16 protein-coding genes are annotated in these 18405 nt (G+C 68.8%); 15 read left to right on the forward strand and 1 reads right to left on the reverse strand.

What is annotated here, in order from left to right; genetic code table 11:
• The first annotated feature begins 22 nt into the window (after positions 1 to 22).
• The 9 genes from AB5L97_RS05390 to AB5L97_RS05430 all read left to right on the forward strand — a co-directional run bounded on the left by AB5L97_RS05390 (position 23) and on the right by AB5L97_RS05430 (position 11650).
• Positions 23 to 2812 (forward strand): AAA domain-containing protein, encoded by a 2790-nt coding sequence (locus tag AB5L97_RS05390; RefSeq protein WP_369046758.1) that lies wholly within the window; start codon positions 23 to 25, stop codon positions 2810 to 2812.
• Between the two features lie 222 nt (positions 2813 to 3034).
• On the forward strand, positions 3035 to 3358 hold the full coding sequence (locus tag AB5L97_RS05395) for a YciI family protein (protein ID WP_369047363.1): 324 nt from the start codon (positions 3035 to 3037) through the stop codon (positions 3356 to 3358).
• Positions 3355 to 4599 (forward strand): RNA polymerase sigma factor, encoded by a 1245-nt coding sequence (locus AB5L97_RS05400; protein WP_369046759.1) that lies wholly within the window; start codon positions 3355 to 3357, stop codon positions 4597 to 4599. The genes AB5L97_RS05395 and AB5L97_RS05400 overlap by 4 nt, the downstream gene beginning before the upstream one ends.
• A gap of 255 nt (positions 4600 to 4854) precedes the next feature.
• A complete protein-coding gene (locus AB5L97_RS05405; RefSeq protein ID WP_369046760.1) occupies positions 4855 to 6306 on the forward strand; it encodes an amino acid permease in 1452 nt (483 codons plus the stop codon).
• Between the two features lie 220 nt (positions 6307 to 6526).
• Positions 6527 to 9019 carry a hypothetical protein gene (locus tag AB5L97_RS05410; RefSeq protein WP_369046761.1) on the forward strand — a complete coding sequence of 831 codons (2493 nt, stop codon included), beginning with the start codon at positions 6527 to 6529 and terminating at the stop codon, positions 9017 to 9019.
• 150 nt (positions 9020 to 9169) lie between these two features.
• The gene (locus AB5L97_RS05415; protein ID WP_369046762.1) at positions 9170 to 9607 is read left to right on the forward strand and encodes a hypothetical protein; all 438 of its coding nucleotides are present in this window, start codon (positions 9170 to 9172) and stop codon (positions 9605 to 9607) included.
• A gap of 157 nt (positions 9608 to 9764) precedes the next feature.
• A complete protein-coding gene (locus AB5L97_RS05420) occupies positions 9765 to 10418 on the forward strand; it encodes a zeta toxin family protein (protein WP_369046763.1) in 654 nt (217 codons plus the stop codon).
• 265 nt (positions 10419 to 10683) lie between these two features.
• Positions 10684 to 11325, forward strand: a complete 642-nt coding sequence (locus AB5L97_RS05425; protein WP_369046764.1) for a biotin transporter BioY — start codon at positions 10684 to 10686, stop codon at positions 11323 to 11325.
• 16 nt (positions 11326 to 11341) lie between these two features.
• Positions 11342 to 11650, forward strand: a complete 309-nt coding sequence (locus AB5L97_RS05430) for a CHY zinc finger protein (RefSeq protein ID WP_369046765.1) — start codon at positions 11342 to 11344, stop codon at positions 11648 to 11650.
• 179 nt (positions 11651 to 11829) lie between these two features.
• Here AB5L97_RS05430 and AB5L97_RS05435 read toward each other — a convergent pair whose 3' ends face one another.
• Positions 11830 to 13338, reverse strand: coding sequence for a GAF domain-containing protein (locus AB5L97_RS05435; RefSeq protein WP_369046766.1), 1509 nt, complete (start codon positions 13336 to 13338; stop codon positions 11830 to 11832).
• Positions 13339 to 13545: 207 nt separating this feature from the next.
• Between AB5L97_RS05435 and AB5L97_RS05440 the strand changes: the two genes are divergently transcribed.
• From AB5L97_RS05440 to AB5L97_RS05465, 6 genes are all read left to right on the forward strand, one after another.
• Positions 13546 to 14607: an amidohydrolase family protein gene (locus AB5L97_RS05440; RefSeq protein WP_369046767.1), complete on the forward strand. Its 1062-nt coding sequence runs from the start codon at positions 13546 to 13548 to the stop codon at positions 14605 to 14607.
• Positions 14604 to 15437, forward strand: a complete 834-nt coding sequence (locus AB5L97_RS05445; protein ID WP_369046768.1) for an iron-sulfur cluster assembly protein — start codon at positions 14604 to 14606, stop codon at positions 15435 to 15437. Before AB5L97_RS05440 ends, AB5L97_RS05445 begins: the two co-directional genes overlap by 4 nt.
• 3 nt (positions 15438 to 15440) lie before the next feature.
• A complete protein-coding gene (locus tag AB5L97_RS05450) occupies positions 15441 to 16475 on the forward strand; it encodes an NAD(P)-dependent alcohol dehydrogenase (protein ID WP_369046769.1) in 1035 nt (344 codons plus the stop codon).
• 52 nt (positions 16476 to 16527) lie between these two features.
• Positions 16528 to 17028: a DUF1097 domain-containing protein gene (locus tag AB5L97_RS05455; RefSeq protein WP_369046770.1), complete on the forward strand. Its 501-nt coding sequence runs from the start codon at positions 16528 to 16530 to the stop codon at positions 17026 to 17028.
• A 54-nt stretch (positions 17029 to 17082) separates the two neighbouring features.
• The gene (locus AB5L97_RS05460; protein WP_369046771.1) at positions 17083 to 17400 is read left to right on the forward strand and encodes a putative quinol monooxygenase; all 318 of its coding nucleotides are present in this window, start codon (positions 17083 to 17085) and stop codon (positions 17398 to 17400) included.
• Between the two features lie 315 nt (positions 17401 to 17715).
• Positions 17716 to 18285 (forward strand): hypothetical protein, encoded by a 570-nt coding sequence (locus AB5L97_RS05465; protein WP_369046772.1) that lies wholly within the window; start codon positions 17716 to 17718, stop codon positions 18283 to 18285.
• Positions 18286 to 18405: the final 120 nt, after the last annotated feature.

Below are 18405 nucleotides of genomic sequence, written 5' to 3' on the forward strand. Positions count from 1 at the left end.
CGCCTCCCGAAAGGGTGGAGCCGTGATAGATCCTCGCGCTGAGGCGGTCCTCCTGCGGTCTGCTGGTGCGGAGGGCGGCGGCTGGCAGGACAGGACAGCCGAGGTCGGCGCCTACAGGGTCGACGGCGATCGCACTCTCGTGCGTTTTGGCCGCAGCGACACGACCTACCGCTATGGCGTCGGGAAGGTCCTCGTGCTCCGCAGGCCCCAGCAAGCCGTCCTGTCGGACGGTATGTGGGTCGAGGTCCATGGACGCCGGATCCGCGACGCAACAGCCGCCTACCGTTTTTCCGGAAGTGCCGGTACGTGGGTGCGGATCTTCTGGGGCCGCGGCGCAGGCGAGGCGCATAGGCTCTTCCCCGAACAGGCCGTGCGCATCAGCGGCGGCGTGGAGCAGACGCCCCGCGCGGCGGATGTCATGGCGTACTGGCGCAAGATCGTCGCAGCCCTGCCCGTAGGGAAGGACGGCCCCAACCCCCTGCAGTATCCGTACAGTCAGCTGGGAGCCGTGCATCCCGACAGCGTGCTCGCCCGGTACCTCAGAGGCGAGCCGATCGGCGGGGGAGAGCCCTGCGCTGCCGCGATCTTCCCGTTCTCCTCGAACGTCTCCCAGCGCTCCGCGGTGGAGACCGCGCTGCGCTCGCCGGTGTCCGTGATCGAGGGGCCGCCCGGAACGGGAAAGACCCAAACCATCTTGAACATCATCGCGAGCCTCATCGCCCAGCCCGGCCTGAGTGTGGGCGTGGTCGCGTTCAGCAACTCGGCCGTGGACAACGTTCGCGAGAAGCTTGAGAAGGCGGGGGTGGGGTATACCGTCGCCAATCTGGGCCGGGAGGAGAAGCGGCGCGAATTCTACGGCGGCCAGGCCGCCCGGAACTCCACCGTGGAGGAGATGCTGGCCGCTCCGCCTGCAGAGCCGCCCGATCCTGTCGAGGTCACCGCCCTCGGCCGCGAGCTAGAAAGCCTCCAGCGTTCGGAATGGGCGCTCGCCGCGCTGCGTCGCGATGCCGCCGCACATCGGCTCGAGCGCGAGCATTTCGAGGAGTTCCTCCGAGGCCAGACCGCCCCCGATCTGGGTGGGCTGCCGCTCCTCCGGCGCTCGTCGTCCACGATGCTGGACCTCCTCGCCGAGATGGCTGTTGAGATGCGGCGGCCTCGCGGCTTCCAGTGGTTCCGGGACCTCCGCCGCTGGTTCAAGTACGGCTCTCTCCGTGGCCTGCGGGCTGAAACCACCGATGTGGTCCTCGCCCTCCAGCGCGCCTTCTACGACCGGCGTATCGAGGAGCTCGACGCGGAGATCGCGGCCCACGAACAGACGCTCCGCGACGGCGACCTGCGCGGCCTTCTGGGGCGGCACCGGGAGCTCTCGGTTCGGGTCTTCCACGCAGGTCTCCGCCAGCGGTACCAAGGGCGCCGGCGGGTTGAGCACCCAGTGGGCGCGAGCCGCAGGGATTTCCGGACCTTCAGCGCGGACTACCCGGTCATCCTCAGCACATGCCATTCCCTGCGTGGCAGCATCGGCGAGGACCAGCTCCTCGACTACCTGATCATCGACGAGGCCTCGCAGGCCGACCTCCTCACATCGGCGCTCGCCTTGGCGTCCTGCCGCCGCGTGGTGGTGGTCGGCGACGAGCGCCAGCTGCCGCCGATCATCGAGGAGCGCGCCGCCGAGGCCGCCGCCCCGCCCGCGGCTCCCTATGACTACCGGTCCCACAGCATCCTGTCGGCACTGCGCCAGCTGTACGGCGAGCAACTGCCCGTGACCCTGCTGCGCGAGCACTACCGCTGCGACCCGGCGATCATCGACTTCTGCAACGAGAAGTTCTACGGGGGCCAGCTCATTCCGCTCAAGCCCGGGCCTCCCGCGGAGCGGCCCATGGTCCTGGTCAGGACGGCGGAGGGCAACCACATGCGCCAGTTCAGCGACGGCGGCCGGGTCAATCAGCGCGAGATCGACGTGATCGTCAATGAGGTGCTCCCCGAGCTGTGCGCGGGCGTTCCCGGCGCGGAGATCGGAATCACGACGCCCTATCGTCGCCAGGGCGATCAGCTCACCACGGCCCTGCGCTCGCGCGGGATCGAATCGGACACCGTGCACAAGTACCAGGGACGCGAGAAGCGCGTGGTCATAATGAGTGCCGTGCTCGATGACACCGCTTCAGGCCGCCGCGGTGTGCAGTTTGCCGATGACGCACGGCTGGTCAACGTCGCAGTGTCGCGGGCCTCCGAGCGGTTCATCCTTGTCACCGGCCATCGGATGCTGCCGACCAGCAGGAACCTGCGCGATCTCATGGGCTACATCCGGTACCGCGATCCAGCCCAGCTCGTCGACAGCGCGATCGTCTCGGTGTTCGACCTGCTGTACAGGGACTATTCGGCGCGGCTCCGGCCCCTCGCAGAACGACTCCGCGGGGACATCGCCCAGCGCTCGGAGGACATCGTCTGGACTGTAGTGCGTGAGCTGCTGGACCGCGAGCCGTACCTCGGCTTCAAGGCCGTCCCGCAGGTTCTGCTGCGTCACCTCGTGCCGGCCGGGGCCGATCTGAGCGAGCGCGAGGCGGAGTTCGTCCGACGCGGCTCCTCGGTGGACATCCTCGTGTACAACGGGATCACGCGCGTGCCGCTCCTCGCGATCGAGGTCGACGGCTTCGCGTTCCACGCGGACAGCCCCGTGCAGCGTGCCCGCGATGCTCTCAAGGATCGGATCCTGGGAGGCATCGGGCTGCCCCTGCTACGCCTCCCGACCACCGGCAGCGGCGAAGCCGAACTGATCAAGGCGGCGCTGGACCGCGCCCTCGAACGGACGGCCTAGCCACCGGCACGTGCACCGGAAGGTCGAGGTGACACACGACGGCGGCCGCGCACCCGCCGTCGTGCGTCCGCCCGCGATGAGCTAGGCCTGAGGTCAGGCGGCCTGCGGCAAACCGAGACTTGAACACTTCCGCCCCGAGGTGTCCGATGGGGGCAGGGCCGTTCGTCGCAGGGGTGAGCGGCCGCCCACGCGGGGCGTCCCCAGCCGAAGGAGATGACCGAGATGCAGTATCTGGTGTCCGTGATCAATGACAGCAGCGACCTCGCCACCGACGAGGAGGACGCGGCGATCGACGTGTTCAACGAACGGCTCCAGGCCGAGGGCCACTGGGTATTCGCCGGCGGGCTCGGCGGGCCGGACATGGCCACGGTGATCGACAATAGGGGAGTGGAATCCGTGGTCACCGACGGGCCTTTCGTGGAGACGAAGGAGTGGATCGTGGGTTTCTGGATCGTGGAAGCTCCCGATCTGGACGTGGCGCTCAAGCTCGCCGCCGAGGGTTCGAAGGCCTGCAACCGGAAGATCGAGGTGCGGCCGTTCCTTTGAGCCCGCTTGACGTCGCCTCCGCGATCACCCGGGCGCACCACGAGGAGTGGGCCCGGGTTGTGGCCTCGCTGGCCCGCCGCTTCGGCGACCTCGACATCGCCGAGGAGGCCGCCGCCGAGGCGTTCGCCGTCGCTGTCGAGCGCTGGCCGCACGACGGCGTCCCGCCCAACCCGGGTGCCTGGCTCACCACCACGGCAAACCGCAGGGCCATCGACCGGATCCGACGCGAGAAGAAGCGCGAAGACAAGCATCGGGAGGCGTTGTTGATGCATGACGGCGACCCGCACCCACCGCTCGGCGCCATCGACGACGACCGGCTCCGGCTGGTCTTCACCTGCTGCCACCCGGCGCTAGGGATGGAGGCCCGGGTGGCGCTGACGCTGCGCATGGTCGCGGGCCTGACCGTGCCCGAGATCGCGCGCGCCTTCCTGGTCCAGGAAGGCGCCATGGCGCGGCGGATCACGCGCGCCAAGGACAAGATCAGTACGGCGCGCATCCCGTACCGCGTGCCCTCGGCCGAGGACCTCCCGGCGCGCGTCTCCGGCGTGCTCACCGTCCTCTTCCTCGTGTTCAACGAGGGCTATCTGGCGACCGGCCCCGGCACTGATCCCGTGCGTCCCGGCCTCACGTCCGAGGCGATCCGGCTCGCCCGCCTGGTCCGGGCCCTCCTGCCGGACGACGGCGAGGCGGTAGGCCTCCTGGCGCTCATGCTCATGACCGAGGCCCGCCGCACCGCCCGGGTCTCGGCCGACGGTGAGCTGGTCCCCCTCGACCGGCAGGACCGCGCGGCCTGGGACGCGGTGCTCATCGCCGAGGGCCACAGGCTCGTGCGGGAGCGCTTAACCTCCGGCGAGGCCCCGGGTCGCTACCAGATCCTGGCGGCGATCAACGCCGTGCACACCTCCGCCCGCGATACCGGCCACACCGACTGGTCGCAGGTCGTGGCCCTCTACGGCCAGCTCGTCCGCCTCGACCCCTCGCCCGTCGTCGCGCTCAACCGGGCTGTAGCGGTCGCCGAGCTTGAGGGTCCCCAGGCGGGCCTCGCGGCCGTCGACCCGCTCGGCCAGGCGCTCGCCGGCTACCGTGCCTACCACTCCGCCCGCGCGGAGCTGCTGCGGCGCCTGGGCCGCAGCGATGAATCCCGCGCGGCCTACGACAGAGCGATCGGGCTGCCCGGCCACTCCGCGGAGACCGCGTACCTCGTCCACCGTCGCGACGAGCTTGAGGGCCCGCTGGGATAGGACGGCGACGCGACCCGCTGGGATAGGACAGCGGCGCGACCAGCTGGAATAGCGCGGCGACGCGACCCGAGAGGGCGCGCCGCCGCCGTCGTGCCTAATCCCTGCGAAGTGGCTCTGGGGCCAATTCGTCGGTAGAACTGAAGAGTACCGGCCTAGAAAAGTCGCTTTACCTGATGGGTATCGCCTTCCCATACTGGTCAGGACTTGTGTGGCTTGTGTCACCCAAGAGTGTTCGAACTGAGGCAGGAGTAGGCGATGAGTTCCATAGAAGCCCGGTCGGTGTGGCGCCGCAAGCCGCTGGACGCGATCGAAGAGGAAAGCGCCACGAGCGGCCTCCACAAGAGCCTGGGGCTGTGGCAGCTCACGGCGATCGGTGTGGGCGGGATCATCGGCGTCGGCATCTTCTCCCTCGCCGGTCTGGTGGCGCACGGCGATGCAGACAACCCGGGCGTGGGGCCTGCGGTGCTCATCTCCTTCCTCATCGCGGGGCTGGCGTCGGCCGCGGCCGCGCTCTCCTACGCCGAATTCGCGGGCATGATCCCACGCGCCGGATCCGCGTACACGTACGGTTCGGTGGCGCTCGGGGAGCTCGCGGGCTGGTTCATCGGCTGGGACCTGCTGCTCGAGTACATCGCCATCGTGGCCGTCGTCGCCATCGGCATCTCCGGCTATCTGGACGCGTTCCTGGGCGGCTTCGGCGTGCACCTGCCCGCCTGGATGGCCTCGACCGTGGACGAGGGAAAGGGCGGCATCATCAACCTGCCCGCCATCCTCATCTGCCTTCTGGTGACCCTGATCCTGAGCCGCGGCACCAAGGCGTTCGGCCGCTTCGAGCTCGCCGTGGTCGTCGTCAAGGTGGTCCTGATCCTGTTCATCGTGGGCCTGGGCGTGTTCTACATCAACACGAACAACTACGTGCCGTTCATGCCGAGCGGCTTCGCCCCGGTGGCCAGCGGCGCGGCCACGGTCTTCTTCGCCGTCTTCGGCTACGACGCGATGAGCACCGCCGCCGAGGAGGCCACCGACGGCAAGAAGCACATGCCCAAGGCGATCATCCTCTCGCTCGTCATCGCGATGCTCCTCTACGTCGCGGCGACCCTCGTCCTGACGGGCATGCAGAACTACCACGACATCGACCCCAAGGCGGGCTTCGCCTCCGCCTTCGCGGGCGTGGGCCTGCCCATCGTCGCGAGCATCATCTCCGTGTTCGCCGTGCTCTCCATCCTCACCGTGATGCTCACCTTCCTCCTCGGCGTGACCCGCGTGTGGTTCTCCATGAGCCGCGACGGCCTGCTGCCCAAGTGGTTCTCCAAGGTGGACCGCGGCGGGACCCCGCAGCGCGTGACGTGGATCGCCGGCGCGGGCTCCGCGTTCCTCGCAGGCGTCTTCCCGATCCGGGCCGTGGCCGACCTGACCAACATCGGCATCCTCGCCGCCTTCGTGGTGGTGTGCGTCTCGGTCATCGTGTTCCGCCGCACCAAGCCCCACGCGCCGCGCACCTTCCGCCTGCCGTGGATGCCCGTGGTGCCCGCTTTCGGCGTGATCGCCTCGCTTGCCCTGATCACGCAGCTGCACTGGGAGACCTGGGTGCGGTTCGTGGTCTGGCTCGCGATCGGGCTGGTCATCTACTTCGCCTATGGCCGCAAGCACTCGCTCCTCAACCCCGACAGCCCTCGGCACACGCGGGAAGCGAGCCGCCGCGCCTGAGGCGCTTCGTCTCGCGGGGCGAGCGCACGACGGCGGGGGCGCACCCGCCGTCGTGCGCTCGCCCGCCGTCCCCGGCCGGGTTATCCACAGAACGTCCCCCGCCGGGACCCCAAGGTATCGATCGCAGATAGGCTCGCAGTGTCTGTCGAAGACATCCACAAGGTCTATCCCGGGGGGAGATCGCTCGATGCTTTCTGATGTGCCTACTGACAGTGCGAACGTGGAGGCTAAGCCTCCCGCTCCAGCACCAGCCAACCGATTCACTATTCCCTGGCAGGGCGCCGCGGCGGGCGTCGCGGCGGGCGTCGCGGCCGGGCTCGCGTTCTTTCTCCTGTGTCTGGCCACGGTGCTCCTCGCTGCGGCAGGAGGGGCCGTCGAGTCTGTCGGCAAGTCGGTCCCCGCAGTGGGGGACGCGGTCGCCAGCGAAGCCGCCGGTGCCGTCGCGGCGATCGCGGCGCAGCTGGGCGCGATGGCGCTGCTGGGCTCCGCGGAGGGCCACGCCTCGGCCGCTTTCGGTGTCCAGGGTTCGGCGAGCATCTTCGCCGTGCCCGCAGGGCTGACGCTCGTTGCAGCCCTGCTCGCCCTCGCTGCCGGCGCGCTCCAGGCCCGCTTTTCGCCCGCCACGAGCGTCGCGGAGCGCGCCGCCCAGGCTGGTGCGCTCGGCCTCGGCTTCGCGGTGACGACCACCGTCATCGCCGCCTCGGCGCCCGTGCGCTCCGCATCGTCGGGCGCGGCGGTAGATCTCAGTGCGGCGGGGTTCGTGCCGTTCCTTGTGGCCCTGATGCTCGGCGCGGGCATGGCATGGCTCGGCTCCGGAATGGGCCGTGAGCAGGTACCGAAGCCTGCTGTGGGCACGCAGGTTGCCCGCTTGGCGGCCATGGTGCTGCCTGGTGCCAAGGCTTGCGCCGTCCACCTTCTGGCCTTCAGCGTCATCGCCGTCCCCGCGGCCTGGATCGCTGGCGGCATCCAGGGCGGCTGGGGCGCGACGCTGTCAGCCCTGCTGTGGCTCGGCCACGCGGCTGCTGGCGCGTTCACGATCGGCCACCTCGGAGGGATCGCGGGCGGAAGCGCCTTCGGCGCCGTCCGGAACGAAGGCCTCTATTACTTCCTCGCGGGGGACAGCGGGCCCGTGCCCGTCTGGGCGGCGTGGCTCCTCGTGGTCCTCGCCATCCTCGTGACCATGGTGGCAGGAACCGTGTTGGCCCTGGCCCGCGGTGCTTCGTCGCAGGACTGGAGGCCCGCCTGGGTTGGGCCGGTCGTCTACGGGCTCGCGGGACTTGGTATCCTCGGCCTGTTCCACGTGTCGATGAGCGCTACCTTCAGCGCCTTCCTCGGGGCAGGGTCGGTCCAGGCATCGGCGGGCCCGGCCGGGTGGTTCCCCCTTGTCCTTGCCGGGTGGGGCCTCCTCGCCGAAGCCGCGAGCCGCGTCATGGCTCCATCTCTGCTGGCGGCTCTCCCGGGCCCTGTCCTTGCCGCGCTGGGCAGGGCCGTTGGCCCCACGGCGGTCCCGGCGCACGACGCCGCGCCCTCGCCCTCCGCGCCACCGGCGCCTGCCGCCTTGCCCGCCGTCGGGACCCTGAGTCCGCGTGCGAGGAAGCGCGCGCTCGTGGCGCTCGCCGTCGTCGTCGGTGTTGGCCTGCTCGTGGGCGCCGGTGCCGTTGCGCTCGCCGTGGTGAAGGCCGGCAGGGGACCGGACGCCGTGGTGCGGGCCTATCTGGACGATGTCGTGGCAGGGCGGGCTCAAGGTGCGATGGGGAAGGTCTCACCGAACGTGCCCAACGAGTCGCGGGCGCTGCTGAGCGACGATGTGTACGGAAAGGCCGGCGGGCGGATCGACCGCTACTCGGTGGTGAGCACCGAGTCCAAGGGCACGTCGTCGTCCGTCGTCGTGGAGCTCAGTCAGGGCGGCCGCACCGAGCGGACGACCTTCATGGTCTCCAAACGCGATCCCAACGTGTTCGACGACAACTGGGCAGTCGATTCGGGCAGTCTCGTCCGCCCCGTCAAGGTCACGGTGAACACCAAGAACCCGAAGATGACGGCCAACGGCTCGGCGGTCACGGCTGCTGGACCGGACGTGAACGTGGGGTCCTCGTACAGCCTCGGGTCAGCCTCCGCGCAGACCGGCCCCGACGGCTGGCTCTCGGACCGCACGACGACGCTCACGTTTTATGCGCTGCCGGGCCAGTACGCGTTCGGAGTCGACACGGGCAGTCCGCTGCTCGACGGCGCGGAGCAGCGGGTCACCGTGGCGATCGGGGCGCAGGCCCCAGCCTCGGCGACCCTCAAGGCGGCGCCGAGCAAGGAGTTCCGGGACCAGCTCGACGCATCGGTCAAGGCGTTCCTGGATCGTTGCGCGGCGCGGACAGCGCTTTCGGTCTCCACCGGCTTCTCGGACGCCGAGTGCCCCTTCGACCGGTCAGGCTGGTCCGGCTACGACTACCGCAACGTGCACTGGAGCATCACGAAGGCGCCGACGTACGCGGTGGGCGACCGCGTCTATTCGGACGGTGCCGTAGCGGTTGAGCCGAAGACGACCGGCACGGCCGAGCTCTCGTACCAGAGCAAGAGCACCTCCAGCTACGCGAAGGACAGCCCGTACACGGACACCAAGGACACCCTGAGCATCTCCCTGTATGGCGTCGCGAAGGTCAAGGACGGCAAGGCCGAGTTCCAGTTCGTGCCGTACGGGATCTACAAGCCGGGGCCCTGAGCGAACCGGTGAACGGACGACGGCGGTTGGGCACCCGCCGTCGTCCGCTCACTTGAAGGGCGCGACTCACCTCGCACTCACGGCGGAGGCCGATCCTTGATTCATTGTGAATCACAGGGGTAGGCTGGAGGATCGGAAGGGAGATACTCCATGATCACGATGGACCGCGCCCTAGACCAGTTGCATCACGCCGCTCTGCAGCGCCAAGCTCGCTCGCGGGTTGACGCGATTGACGAGCTTCGTGCAGCGAAACAGGTCGCCGATCGTGGGTTGCCACAGCGAGATATTGCTGAGCTCCTTGCAACCAGCCAAGCGCGGGTGCACCGCATGTTGAAGGCACTCGAACGCAGTAACCACAATGTTCCCGTGACGCCTGAGGAGATCATTCTCCGCGCGTGCGCGTACGACACGAGTCGAGATGGTCTGGTCCAGGAGCTCACCCGGTTCGACTACACCTTCGGCGAGGAGGCTCCGTATCCGCTTGAGGGCCGAATCTCTGGCACTTGGGACGAAGTCGTGAAGGCCCTAGCGTCGGGGATGATCAGCCAGAAGGAGTTCGATCAGGTCAGGGCGGCAATTGGTCGCTGATCGGGGTGATGTCTACTCGGTGCTGAGCGCTCTGCACGGTACCGGAGGCGGGCTTCACGTCGCTCCATCGGACGTCGCGACATATCTGGATGATGCTATGGTCGCCCGTCTCGCTCGCGAATACCTCGAGGTACAGAACGACGTATCGGCGGATGGCATGGCAGTCGTTGTAAGCGCCGGCCCTCCCGGTGCGGGCAAGTCAGCCGTCCTGGAATCCATGGACCTAGCGGGATACCGCCTCATTGACCCAGACGTCGCCAAGGACATGGTGATCGGGCATGCCCTCGATGCAGGGCTGCTCGAGTATCGTCGCAGGTTCATGCTCCCGGATGGCGACTCCGTACATCCGAGGGAGCTCGCCCCACACGTTCACCAGCAGTCGACGCGGCTCGCTGATCTTGTGCGCCAGCTGTCTCTCGCCTCCGGCGAGAACGTCATCATCGACGGGACGCTCGCATGGGAGCCTTTGGGTGACCAGTACATCAGCGAGCTCTACAAGGCGGGGTACGAACAGCTCGATGTCATTGCGATCGAGCTTCAGCCAGCGGTCGCGATTGAGCGGGCCACGCGACGGTGGTGGGTCGGGCGCGAGGAAGCCCGTGGATTCATCGCTGATTCCGCTGGGCCCCTGGGCGGCCGGTTCGTTCCAGAGGAGGCGGTCGCGCGCTGCTACTCAAATGGTGGTCGAGATTCCCTGTGCTCGATCAACGCGAGGAGGCTCGCCGAGAGAGCCGACGATGAATTGGGCCGAGGATCCTTTCAGCGGTACGTCGTCAGTGGTCCCGACGCCACTCCACGTCCCGTCCAATGACGACGAACACGTGAAACTGGGGACACGCGGACGCCCACACTTTCCAGCACGACGCCGTGAGAGCGGACGACGGTGGTGGGCCCCCCGCCGTCGTCCGCCCACCGGCAGGTGGTTGAGCGTCACCGGTGGCTGAGCGAAGTCGAAACTTCTTGTTGCGATCGGTCTATAGATCGTCGGCCGGCGTGGTGGGTTCGCTACAAAACGGCCGTGGGCGGGGCTGCATAGCCTTCTTTCAGAACGCCTACCCGGACCATCTGGAGGAACGATGAGCAACCCGACGACGCCCACCCCGACGCCCCACCGCGAGGCCGAGACCAGCCCCCGCAGGCCGCGCCGAACGTGGGATTCCCACTCGCTGGCCCTCGTCTCCGTGTTCGCCGCCCTCATCGCGGCGTCGGCGATCGTCCCGGGCATCCCGGTGGGCAGCTTCGGTGTCCCCATCACGCTGCAGACGTTCGCCATCATGCTCACCGGCCTCGTCCTGGGCGGTTTCCGGGCCGCGGCCGCGGTGGGGCTCTACCTGGTCCTTGCATTCGCCGGCCTGCCCATCTTCTCCGGCGGCCGCGCAGGGCTGCAGGTCCTCGCCGGCGGATCCGCCGGGTACATCGTGGGGTTCGTCCTTGCGGCCCTGCTCGTCGGGATTGCCGCCGAGCAGATCATCCGGCGCCTGCCGGCCAAGCGCCGGACGCTGTGGTTCTTCCTCGCCGCGGCCGTGGTCTCCGTGGTCGCCTCGCACGCGCCCGGCGTGCTCGGGATGATGCTCAACCTCAAGCTCTCCTGGTCGGCCGCCTTCGCCGCCGACCTCGTCTTCTACCCGGGCGACCTGCTCAAGGACGCCGTGGCGGCCGTCGCCGCGGTGGCCGTGCACCGGGCCTTCCCGGACGTCCTCGTCCGCCGGGTCAAGTGAGCGGCGGAGCGTAGCGATGAAGGTCTTCGGCAGCACCGTGGACGCCCAAACCCGCTGCATCCACTACCGCACCGAAGTGGATGTGGTCGCCATGAAGTTCAAGTGCTGCCTCCGGTACTACCCCTGCCACCTCTGCCACGCCGAAGACGCTGACCACGAGCCCGAGACGTGGCCGAGGGACGAGTGGGGGCAGCCGGCGGTGCTCTGCGGCGTCTGTACGAGCGAGATGGCCATCTCTGCATACCTGGGCACCACGTCGTGCCCGAGCTGCGGCGCCCGGTTCAACGAGCGGTGCGCGGCCCACGCCCACCTCTATTTCGGTTGAGGTGACAGGTGAGCGGACGACGGCGGGTGGGCACCCGCCGTCGTACGCCGGGTGCTACTCGATGCTGGCGAGGTCCCTCGTGCGGCCTTCGCGGGAGAGGAGGATGCCCGCGCCGCACGCGACCAGCATGCCGACCCCGTCGCCCGCTCTGGGATGGGGGCAGTGGCCCTGTGGTGTGCTCAGGTGACTCCGCGTGTCCTGCCTGCGGTGTGCCCGGGCCTGGACCCTGAGCCGGTCGGGATGCTGATGTCCAGGCGTGCCATCCGGCGGTAGATGGTCGCCCGGCTGATTCCGATCTCCGCGGCGGCCCCGGCCACGGTGACGCCCGGGCGGGAGAGGCTGCGGATGATCTCGTCCCGTTCGAGGGACTCTAGGCGCGTGAGGCGCGTCGGCGGGCGGCTGAGGACCCCGGGGGGAAGGTGCTGCAGGTCGATCGTCGCGGTGCGGGATGCCGCCGCGCGGACGGCCCGGACGAGCTCGTCCGCGTTCCCCGGCCACTCGTATGCGGCCAGTGCGTGCTCGGCCGCGGGCGTGAATCCGACGTCGCGCATTCTCGCCTCGCGCGCGGCGTGGCGGGCGATCGGCATAATGTCTGCCGCTCGCTCGCGCAGCGGCGGGAGCTCGACGACGGACTGGACAAGCGCAGCGATCGGCGCGGGGATGTCGGGGACCTGCGCGGCGGTGACCGCCCAGATCAGCGACGGGGCGGCGACGGGAAGGGCGTCCATGGCCGCAGTGATCCGCGCGTGGACCTCGTGCGCCACCCACGCGGGAAGCGCATCGACGTTCTCGATGATGATCGTGGTACGGGGTTTTGTCAGCTCGGGCACCCAGAGCGAGAGCCAGGCCTCGACCTCCGGTGGTGCCGGGGCGGCGGCGCTCAGGACGCGGATGCCCGGGTGGGCCAGACGGAGTGCCTGCCCCAGGAGCGTGGCGCGTCCTGAGCCGGCTTCGCCGAGGACCGCCACGGGGTTCCTGGCAGCGAGGGCCCGCGCGGCCGTGTCCGCCGCGGCGGTCCACGCGGAGGACATCTCCTGCAGAGTACTTGCCTCGGGTTCGAGCCGGGTTCCCTGGACCCTGAACACCCCGCCCTTGGGCGCGGCCTTCGCGGTCTGCCCCTGGGATCGGGCGAGCATGAGGGCCGCGGTGTTGCTCGCCGCCGACTGGGCCAGGGCGAGGAGGAGGCCGCGGGACGACGTGGCCCACGTGGTGATGTTGACGCTGCCCTCGAGCCGGTCGGTGAACGGGTCCAGCACCGGGACGGCGGCACACGTGTACGTGCACAGGCTCGCGTTGTAGTGCTCCTTCGCGCTCACGAGGCTGGGCGTCCGGTCTGCGAGGGCCAGACCGAGGCCAGTGGTGCCGGCCTCGCGCTCGGAGAAGGCGAAGCCCGGAGCCAGATGCACCCCGTCGAGGGCCCGCAGGAGAGAGGTGTCCCCGCTGAAGCGGTTCAAGACCAGCCCGTCGGAATCCGTGAGCATGAGGCTGATCGGCTCGTTCGCGAGGGCTCCGTGCAGGCGGTTCAGGACCTCCTGCCCGCATTTGAAGAACAGCGAGTCGGTGACGACGTTGCCGGACCACACCGGCTCCACCGACTCGTGGGGGACGCCGTACTCCTCGCTGCGCCGCCACGAGGCGACGAGCCGCCGGGAGTCCAGCGTGACCGTGCCGTCTGCGGCTTCAATCACGTTTGGGGGCTCTCGGTTGCGGTCCGGCATCCTTGCCGTCCTCCTCGTCCAGGTCGACCAGAGTCTGACACTCCTTCGAGGATAGCGCGGCCGCGGCGGGGTGTGATGTTCGTCTCAAAGTGAGACACCCTTAGCCCCCACGCCTATCGCGCACCTCCCTACCGTGGTTCCACGGCGACTACGGCAGTCGCGAGAAGGAGACCAGACATGTACACCAAGAATGGCGAGGACTACTTCATCGTCGACGCGCACATCGCGCTGTGGGATGCGCGGCCCGAGAACCAGCGCAACATCCACGGCAAGCAGTTCATCGACTGCTTCTACGACTACCACCGCAACCTCTCCCCGGAGGAGGAGCTCTGGAGCTACGAGGACTACCTCTACCAGGGCGGGGAGCGGCTCATGAAGGACGTCTTCGAGGACGGCTACGTTGACCACGCGATCTTCCAGCCGGCCTACCTGGGCGAGTTCTACAAGAAGGGCTTCGGCCAGACCGAGGAGGCGTTCGGCCTCGCTTCGGCGCACCCGGACAAGCTCACCTACAACCACTGCTTCGACCCGCGCAACGGCGAGAACGGCCTCGCCCAGCTGCGCGCGGACCATGAGCGGATGGGCTTCACGGGCGTGAAGCTCTACACCGCCGAGTGGCACGGAGACTCGCGCGGCTACAAGCTCTCCGACCCGGAGACGTACCGGTATTTTGAGGAGTGCCAGAGGCTCGGCATCACCAACATCCACGTCCACAAGGGCCCCACGATTCGCCCGCTGGACAGGGACGCGTTCGATGTCGCCGACGTCGACCACGCAGCCTCGGACTTCACGGGCCTGAACTTCATCGTCGAGCACGTGGGCCTGCCCCGCCTCGAGGACTTCTGCTGGATCGGCACCCAGGAGCCCAACGTCTACGGCGGGCTAGCCGTCGCGATGCCCTTCATCCACACGCGCCCCCGGTACTTCGCGCAGATTATCGGCGAGCTCATCTACTGGCTGGGCGAGGACCGGATCTTCTTCTCGAGCGACTACGCCCTGTGGACGCCGCGTTGGCTCGTCGAGCGTTTCGTGGACTTCCAGATCCCCGAGGACATGACCGAGTATGCGCCGCTGACGGTGGCCCAGAAGAAGAAGGTCCTCGGCCTCAACGCCGCGCGGATGTACGGCCTTCCGGTGCCGGAGGAGCTCCGGCTGCCCGAGGCGGACGAGACGGAGACCGGGCCGCGGCAGCCCGAGATGGCGGACCTTGGCGCGGCGCACTCGGGGGCGGCGCAGTGACGGCGGTCGAGACCGAGGCGCCCGGGCAGGCCGAGGCACCCCAGCAAGGCGCCCAGGCCCAGCAGGCAACGCAGGCGATTCTGAACGCCCTGGCCACCGTCGTCGATCCCGAGCTCGACGAGCCGATCACCGATCTCGGCTTCGTCCGCTCCGTCTCTGCGAGTGAGACCCCGTGGGGCATGGAGGCGGTGGTCCACCTGCGCCTCCCCACCTCGTTCTGCTCGCCGAACTTCGCCTACCTCATGGCCTCGGATGCCAAGGACGCCATCTCGGCGCTGGCGGGGATGGGCACCGTGGTGGTCGAGCTCGACGACCACCACGATTCCGGGCTCATCAACGCCGGCCTCGCGGCCGACGCCGGCTACCGGGGCACCTTCAGGCACGAGGCCGAGCAGGACCTCGAGGACCTGCGCCGCACCTTCCAGCGCAAGGCCCACACTGCCGCGATGGAGCGCTGCCTCACAGGACTCCTGCGCGCCGACCCGTCCCTGCCGGAATCGGCCGCGGGCACCGTGACCCTCGCGGACCTTCCCGAGGGAGGTCACAAGGAGGCTCTGCTGCGCCGGCGGAAGGTGCTGGGCCTGCCCGAGCGGCCGAACGCCGTCGTGCTCGTGGACCACGAGGGGCGCGGGTACGCGCACGACGACGTTCCGCTCGCCTTGCGCCGCGCCCGCTCGACGAGGATATCGATCGACGGCAACGCCCACTTCTGCCGCGGCCTGCTCCGTACCCGCTATGAGGGCTCAGGCCGCGACCAGGCCGAGCGGCACGACGGCGCGGAGCCCGCCGACTACCACCGCCTTCTTCCCTTCCACGTCAAGGAGAACTGAACCATGAGCACCATGAGAGCCGTCCAGGTTGTCCGCTACCATCAGGACCTCAAGATGGCCGAGGTCCCCATGCCCGAGGCGAAGGGGCCGTTGGACGTCGTCGTACGGATCGGGGGAGCGGGGGTGTGCCGTACAGACCTGCATATCCTCGAGGGACAGTGGGCCGAGAAGTCCCAGGTCGAGCTGCCCTACACGATCGGGCACGAGAACGCGGGGTGGGTGCACGCCGTCGGCAGCGCGGTGACGAACGTCAAGGTGGGCGACAAGGTGATTCTGCACCCGCTCATCACGTGCGGCCTGTGTCGGGCCTGCCGCTCGGGCGACGACGTGCACTGCGAGAACAACCAGTTCCCGGGCATCGACACGAATGGCGGCTACGCGGAGTACCTGCTCACGTCCGCGCGCTCCACCGTGAAGATCGACGACGCGCTCGAGCCCGCCGACGTCGCCGCGCTCGCCGACGCCGGCCTGACCGCCTACCACGCGGCCGCGAAGGCGGCGAAGCGGCTCACCCCGCGGGACACGTGCGTGGTCATCGGCGCCGGTGGTCTAGGGCACATCGGCATCCAGGTCCTCAAGTCGCTCACGCCCGCCGGGATCGTGGTGGTGGACCGCAACCCGGCTGCGCTCGAGCTGGCGAAGTCGGTCGGGGCCGACGCGGGCGTGCTCGCCGACGGCACCCAGGTCGAGAGGGTGCTCGAGCTCACCGGAGGCCACGGCGCCGAGGCGCTCATCGACTTTGTCGGCGAGGGCGGGGCGACCGCCGAGGGTGTGCGCATGCTCCGCCGTGCCGGTGACTACTACGTGGTGGGCTACGGGGAGAACATCGACATCCCGACGATCGACATCATCTCCACCGAGATCAACATCATCGGCAACCTTGTGGGCTCGTACAACGACCTGCAGGACCTCATGGCGCTTGCGGCCCGCGGCGCCGTCACCCTGCACACCCAGAAGTACAAGCTCGATGACTTCCAGCAAGCCATCTCCGACCTCGACGCCGGGAAGGTCCGCGGCCGGGCCATCCTCGTCCCGTGACCGCGCGCGTCGCGCGCAGGGACCTGTTCTCACAGACTGAAAGGAGCCTCGCATGAGGCCATTCATCGGCGTCGGCATCTCCATCGGGGTGCTCGCCGCGATCTGGACCGAGCTCAGCGTCCAGCTGGGCTTCGTCACCTGGGTCGGGTTCGTTGCCTGGGCTTGCTTCTACGCTGCCGGGGCCGGATTCGGGGGCTTCCGGAAGGGGCTTGCGGCCAACATCTCGGGGGCTGTGTACGGGTGGCTCGTCGGGCTTTTCGTGGGCGTGGCCGCCTTCCCCGGCGCGCTCGCGATCGCCGTCGGAGTGATCGCCCTCGCCATGTGCCTGCAGGCAGGCTGGCGGCCGCTGTCCTTCATCCCTGGCGCCTTCGCCGGGACCGCTGCCTTCTTCGGCACCGGCTTGGCCTTCTGGCCCACGGTGTTGGCTCTGGCCCTCGGCGCTGCGCTCGGATGGGCGTCCGCGGTCCTCGGCGAGCGAATCCAGCGGCTCGTGGACCGTTCTGCTCTCGCCTCCGCTGGTGATGAGCAAGCCACCTCCGCGCCCGCTGGCTGACCAAAGCCTTTGCCCAATCAATCCGTTCAGGATCCACTCCCTCAGGAGGAGAGCATGATATACATCAGCGCGAAATTCCCCGTCAAGCCCGAGCACGCTGACGCGTGGCCTGAAATCGCCAAGGATTTCACGGAGGCTACCAACGCCGAGGACGGCTGCCTGTTCTTCGAATGGTCGCGCTCCCTCGCGGACCCGAGCACGTACGTGCTGCTCGAGGCCTTCCGCGATGACGAGGCCGGCGGCGAGCACGTGAAGTCCGAGCACTTCAAGAAGGCCACCGAGGAATTGCCCGCTTACCTTTCCCGGACGCCGGACATCATCAATGTCAAGGTTGACGGCTGGTCCGAATTGGGGGAGCTCGCCGTGAGGTGAGCGTCAACTGCGGGGAGCGGACGACGGCGGGTGCGAGCCCGCCGTCGTCCGCTCGCCGTTCGGTGTGGCTCGCCTGCCCGCGTCGCGTGGGCTAACTCAGTGTGCCCAGGATGGCCTCTTCCGCCCGTGCTCCCTAGTCCGGGCACCCATCAGGTGACGGTAAGGGGTTGCGATGATCGCCCGTCGTGGCCCATGATATTTCTCGACAGCCGAGATACTCGAAAAGCGAGACTTCTATCATGGGTTTCGTCAATGGGCTGCCTGACCGATCAAAGCCGAGGCCACCCGAGGCCCCTAGCCACTTGGAGTAGATCAATGCGCACTCGTCGACTCGTCGCCGCCGCGGTGTCTGCCGCAGCACTGATGTCCTCTGTTCTCCTCGCGCCCGCAGCTCAGGCCGACGACCACGGTGCTCCGGCTCCCGAGGGCGGGGCCACGACTGTGGTGCTGAACCCGACCCTCGTGCCGGTGCTGGTCAACGCCCTTAAAGTCAGGGCGATCGCGCCCGGCGAGCTGAGCGCTCCAGCGGGGGTAGCGCAGGTGGCCTTCCCCATCACCGATGTTGAAGACGGCGTCATCGAGCATTCGGGAGGCCTTGAGTTCACGCCGCTGGGTGGCGGCGACCTGCGTTTGACCCGCTTTGACATCAACCTCTCCACCGGTCTCCTAGATGCCAAGGGGGTCCTGAACGGGAACCGCCTCCCGGGCCGGGTAGACCTGTTCGCGCTCGGTGCGGTCCGGCCCATCAACGGTCACATTCCGGCCTGTGCCGGGACGGCCGCCGGGCTGACCCTGACGTCCACCGCGGCTCAGGCGCTCGGTGCTCCCGCATTCGCGGGGGCCTTCATCGGCGACGCATGCGTCGTGCCGGGCCAGGACGACTGACCGACCCCGATCCGGAGGCCGACTGACTCCGGCGCCGGTGACTCGCCTCCGCGAGGCGAGTCACCGGCGCCGTCCGTCAGTGGCCGGACAGGCCGCGGCATTCAGGGGGCGGCCCGTCTT

The organism is Sinomonas sp. P10A9 (assembly GCF_041022165.1).
GTDB lineage: Bacteria > Actinomycetota > Actinomycetes > Actinomycetales > Micrococcaceae > Sinomonas > Sinomonas puerhi.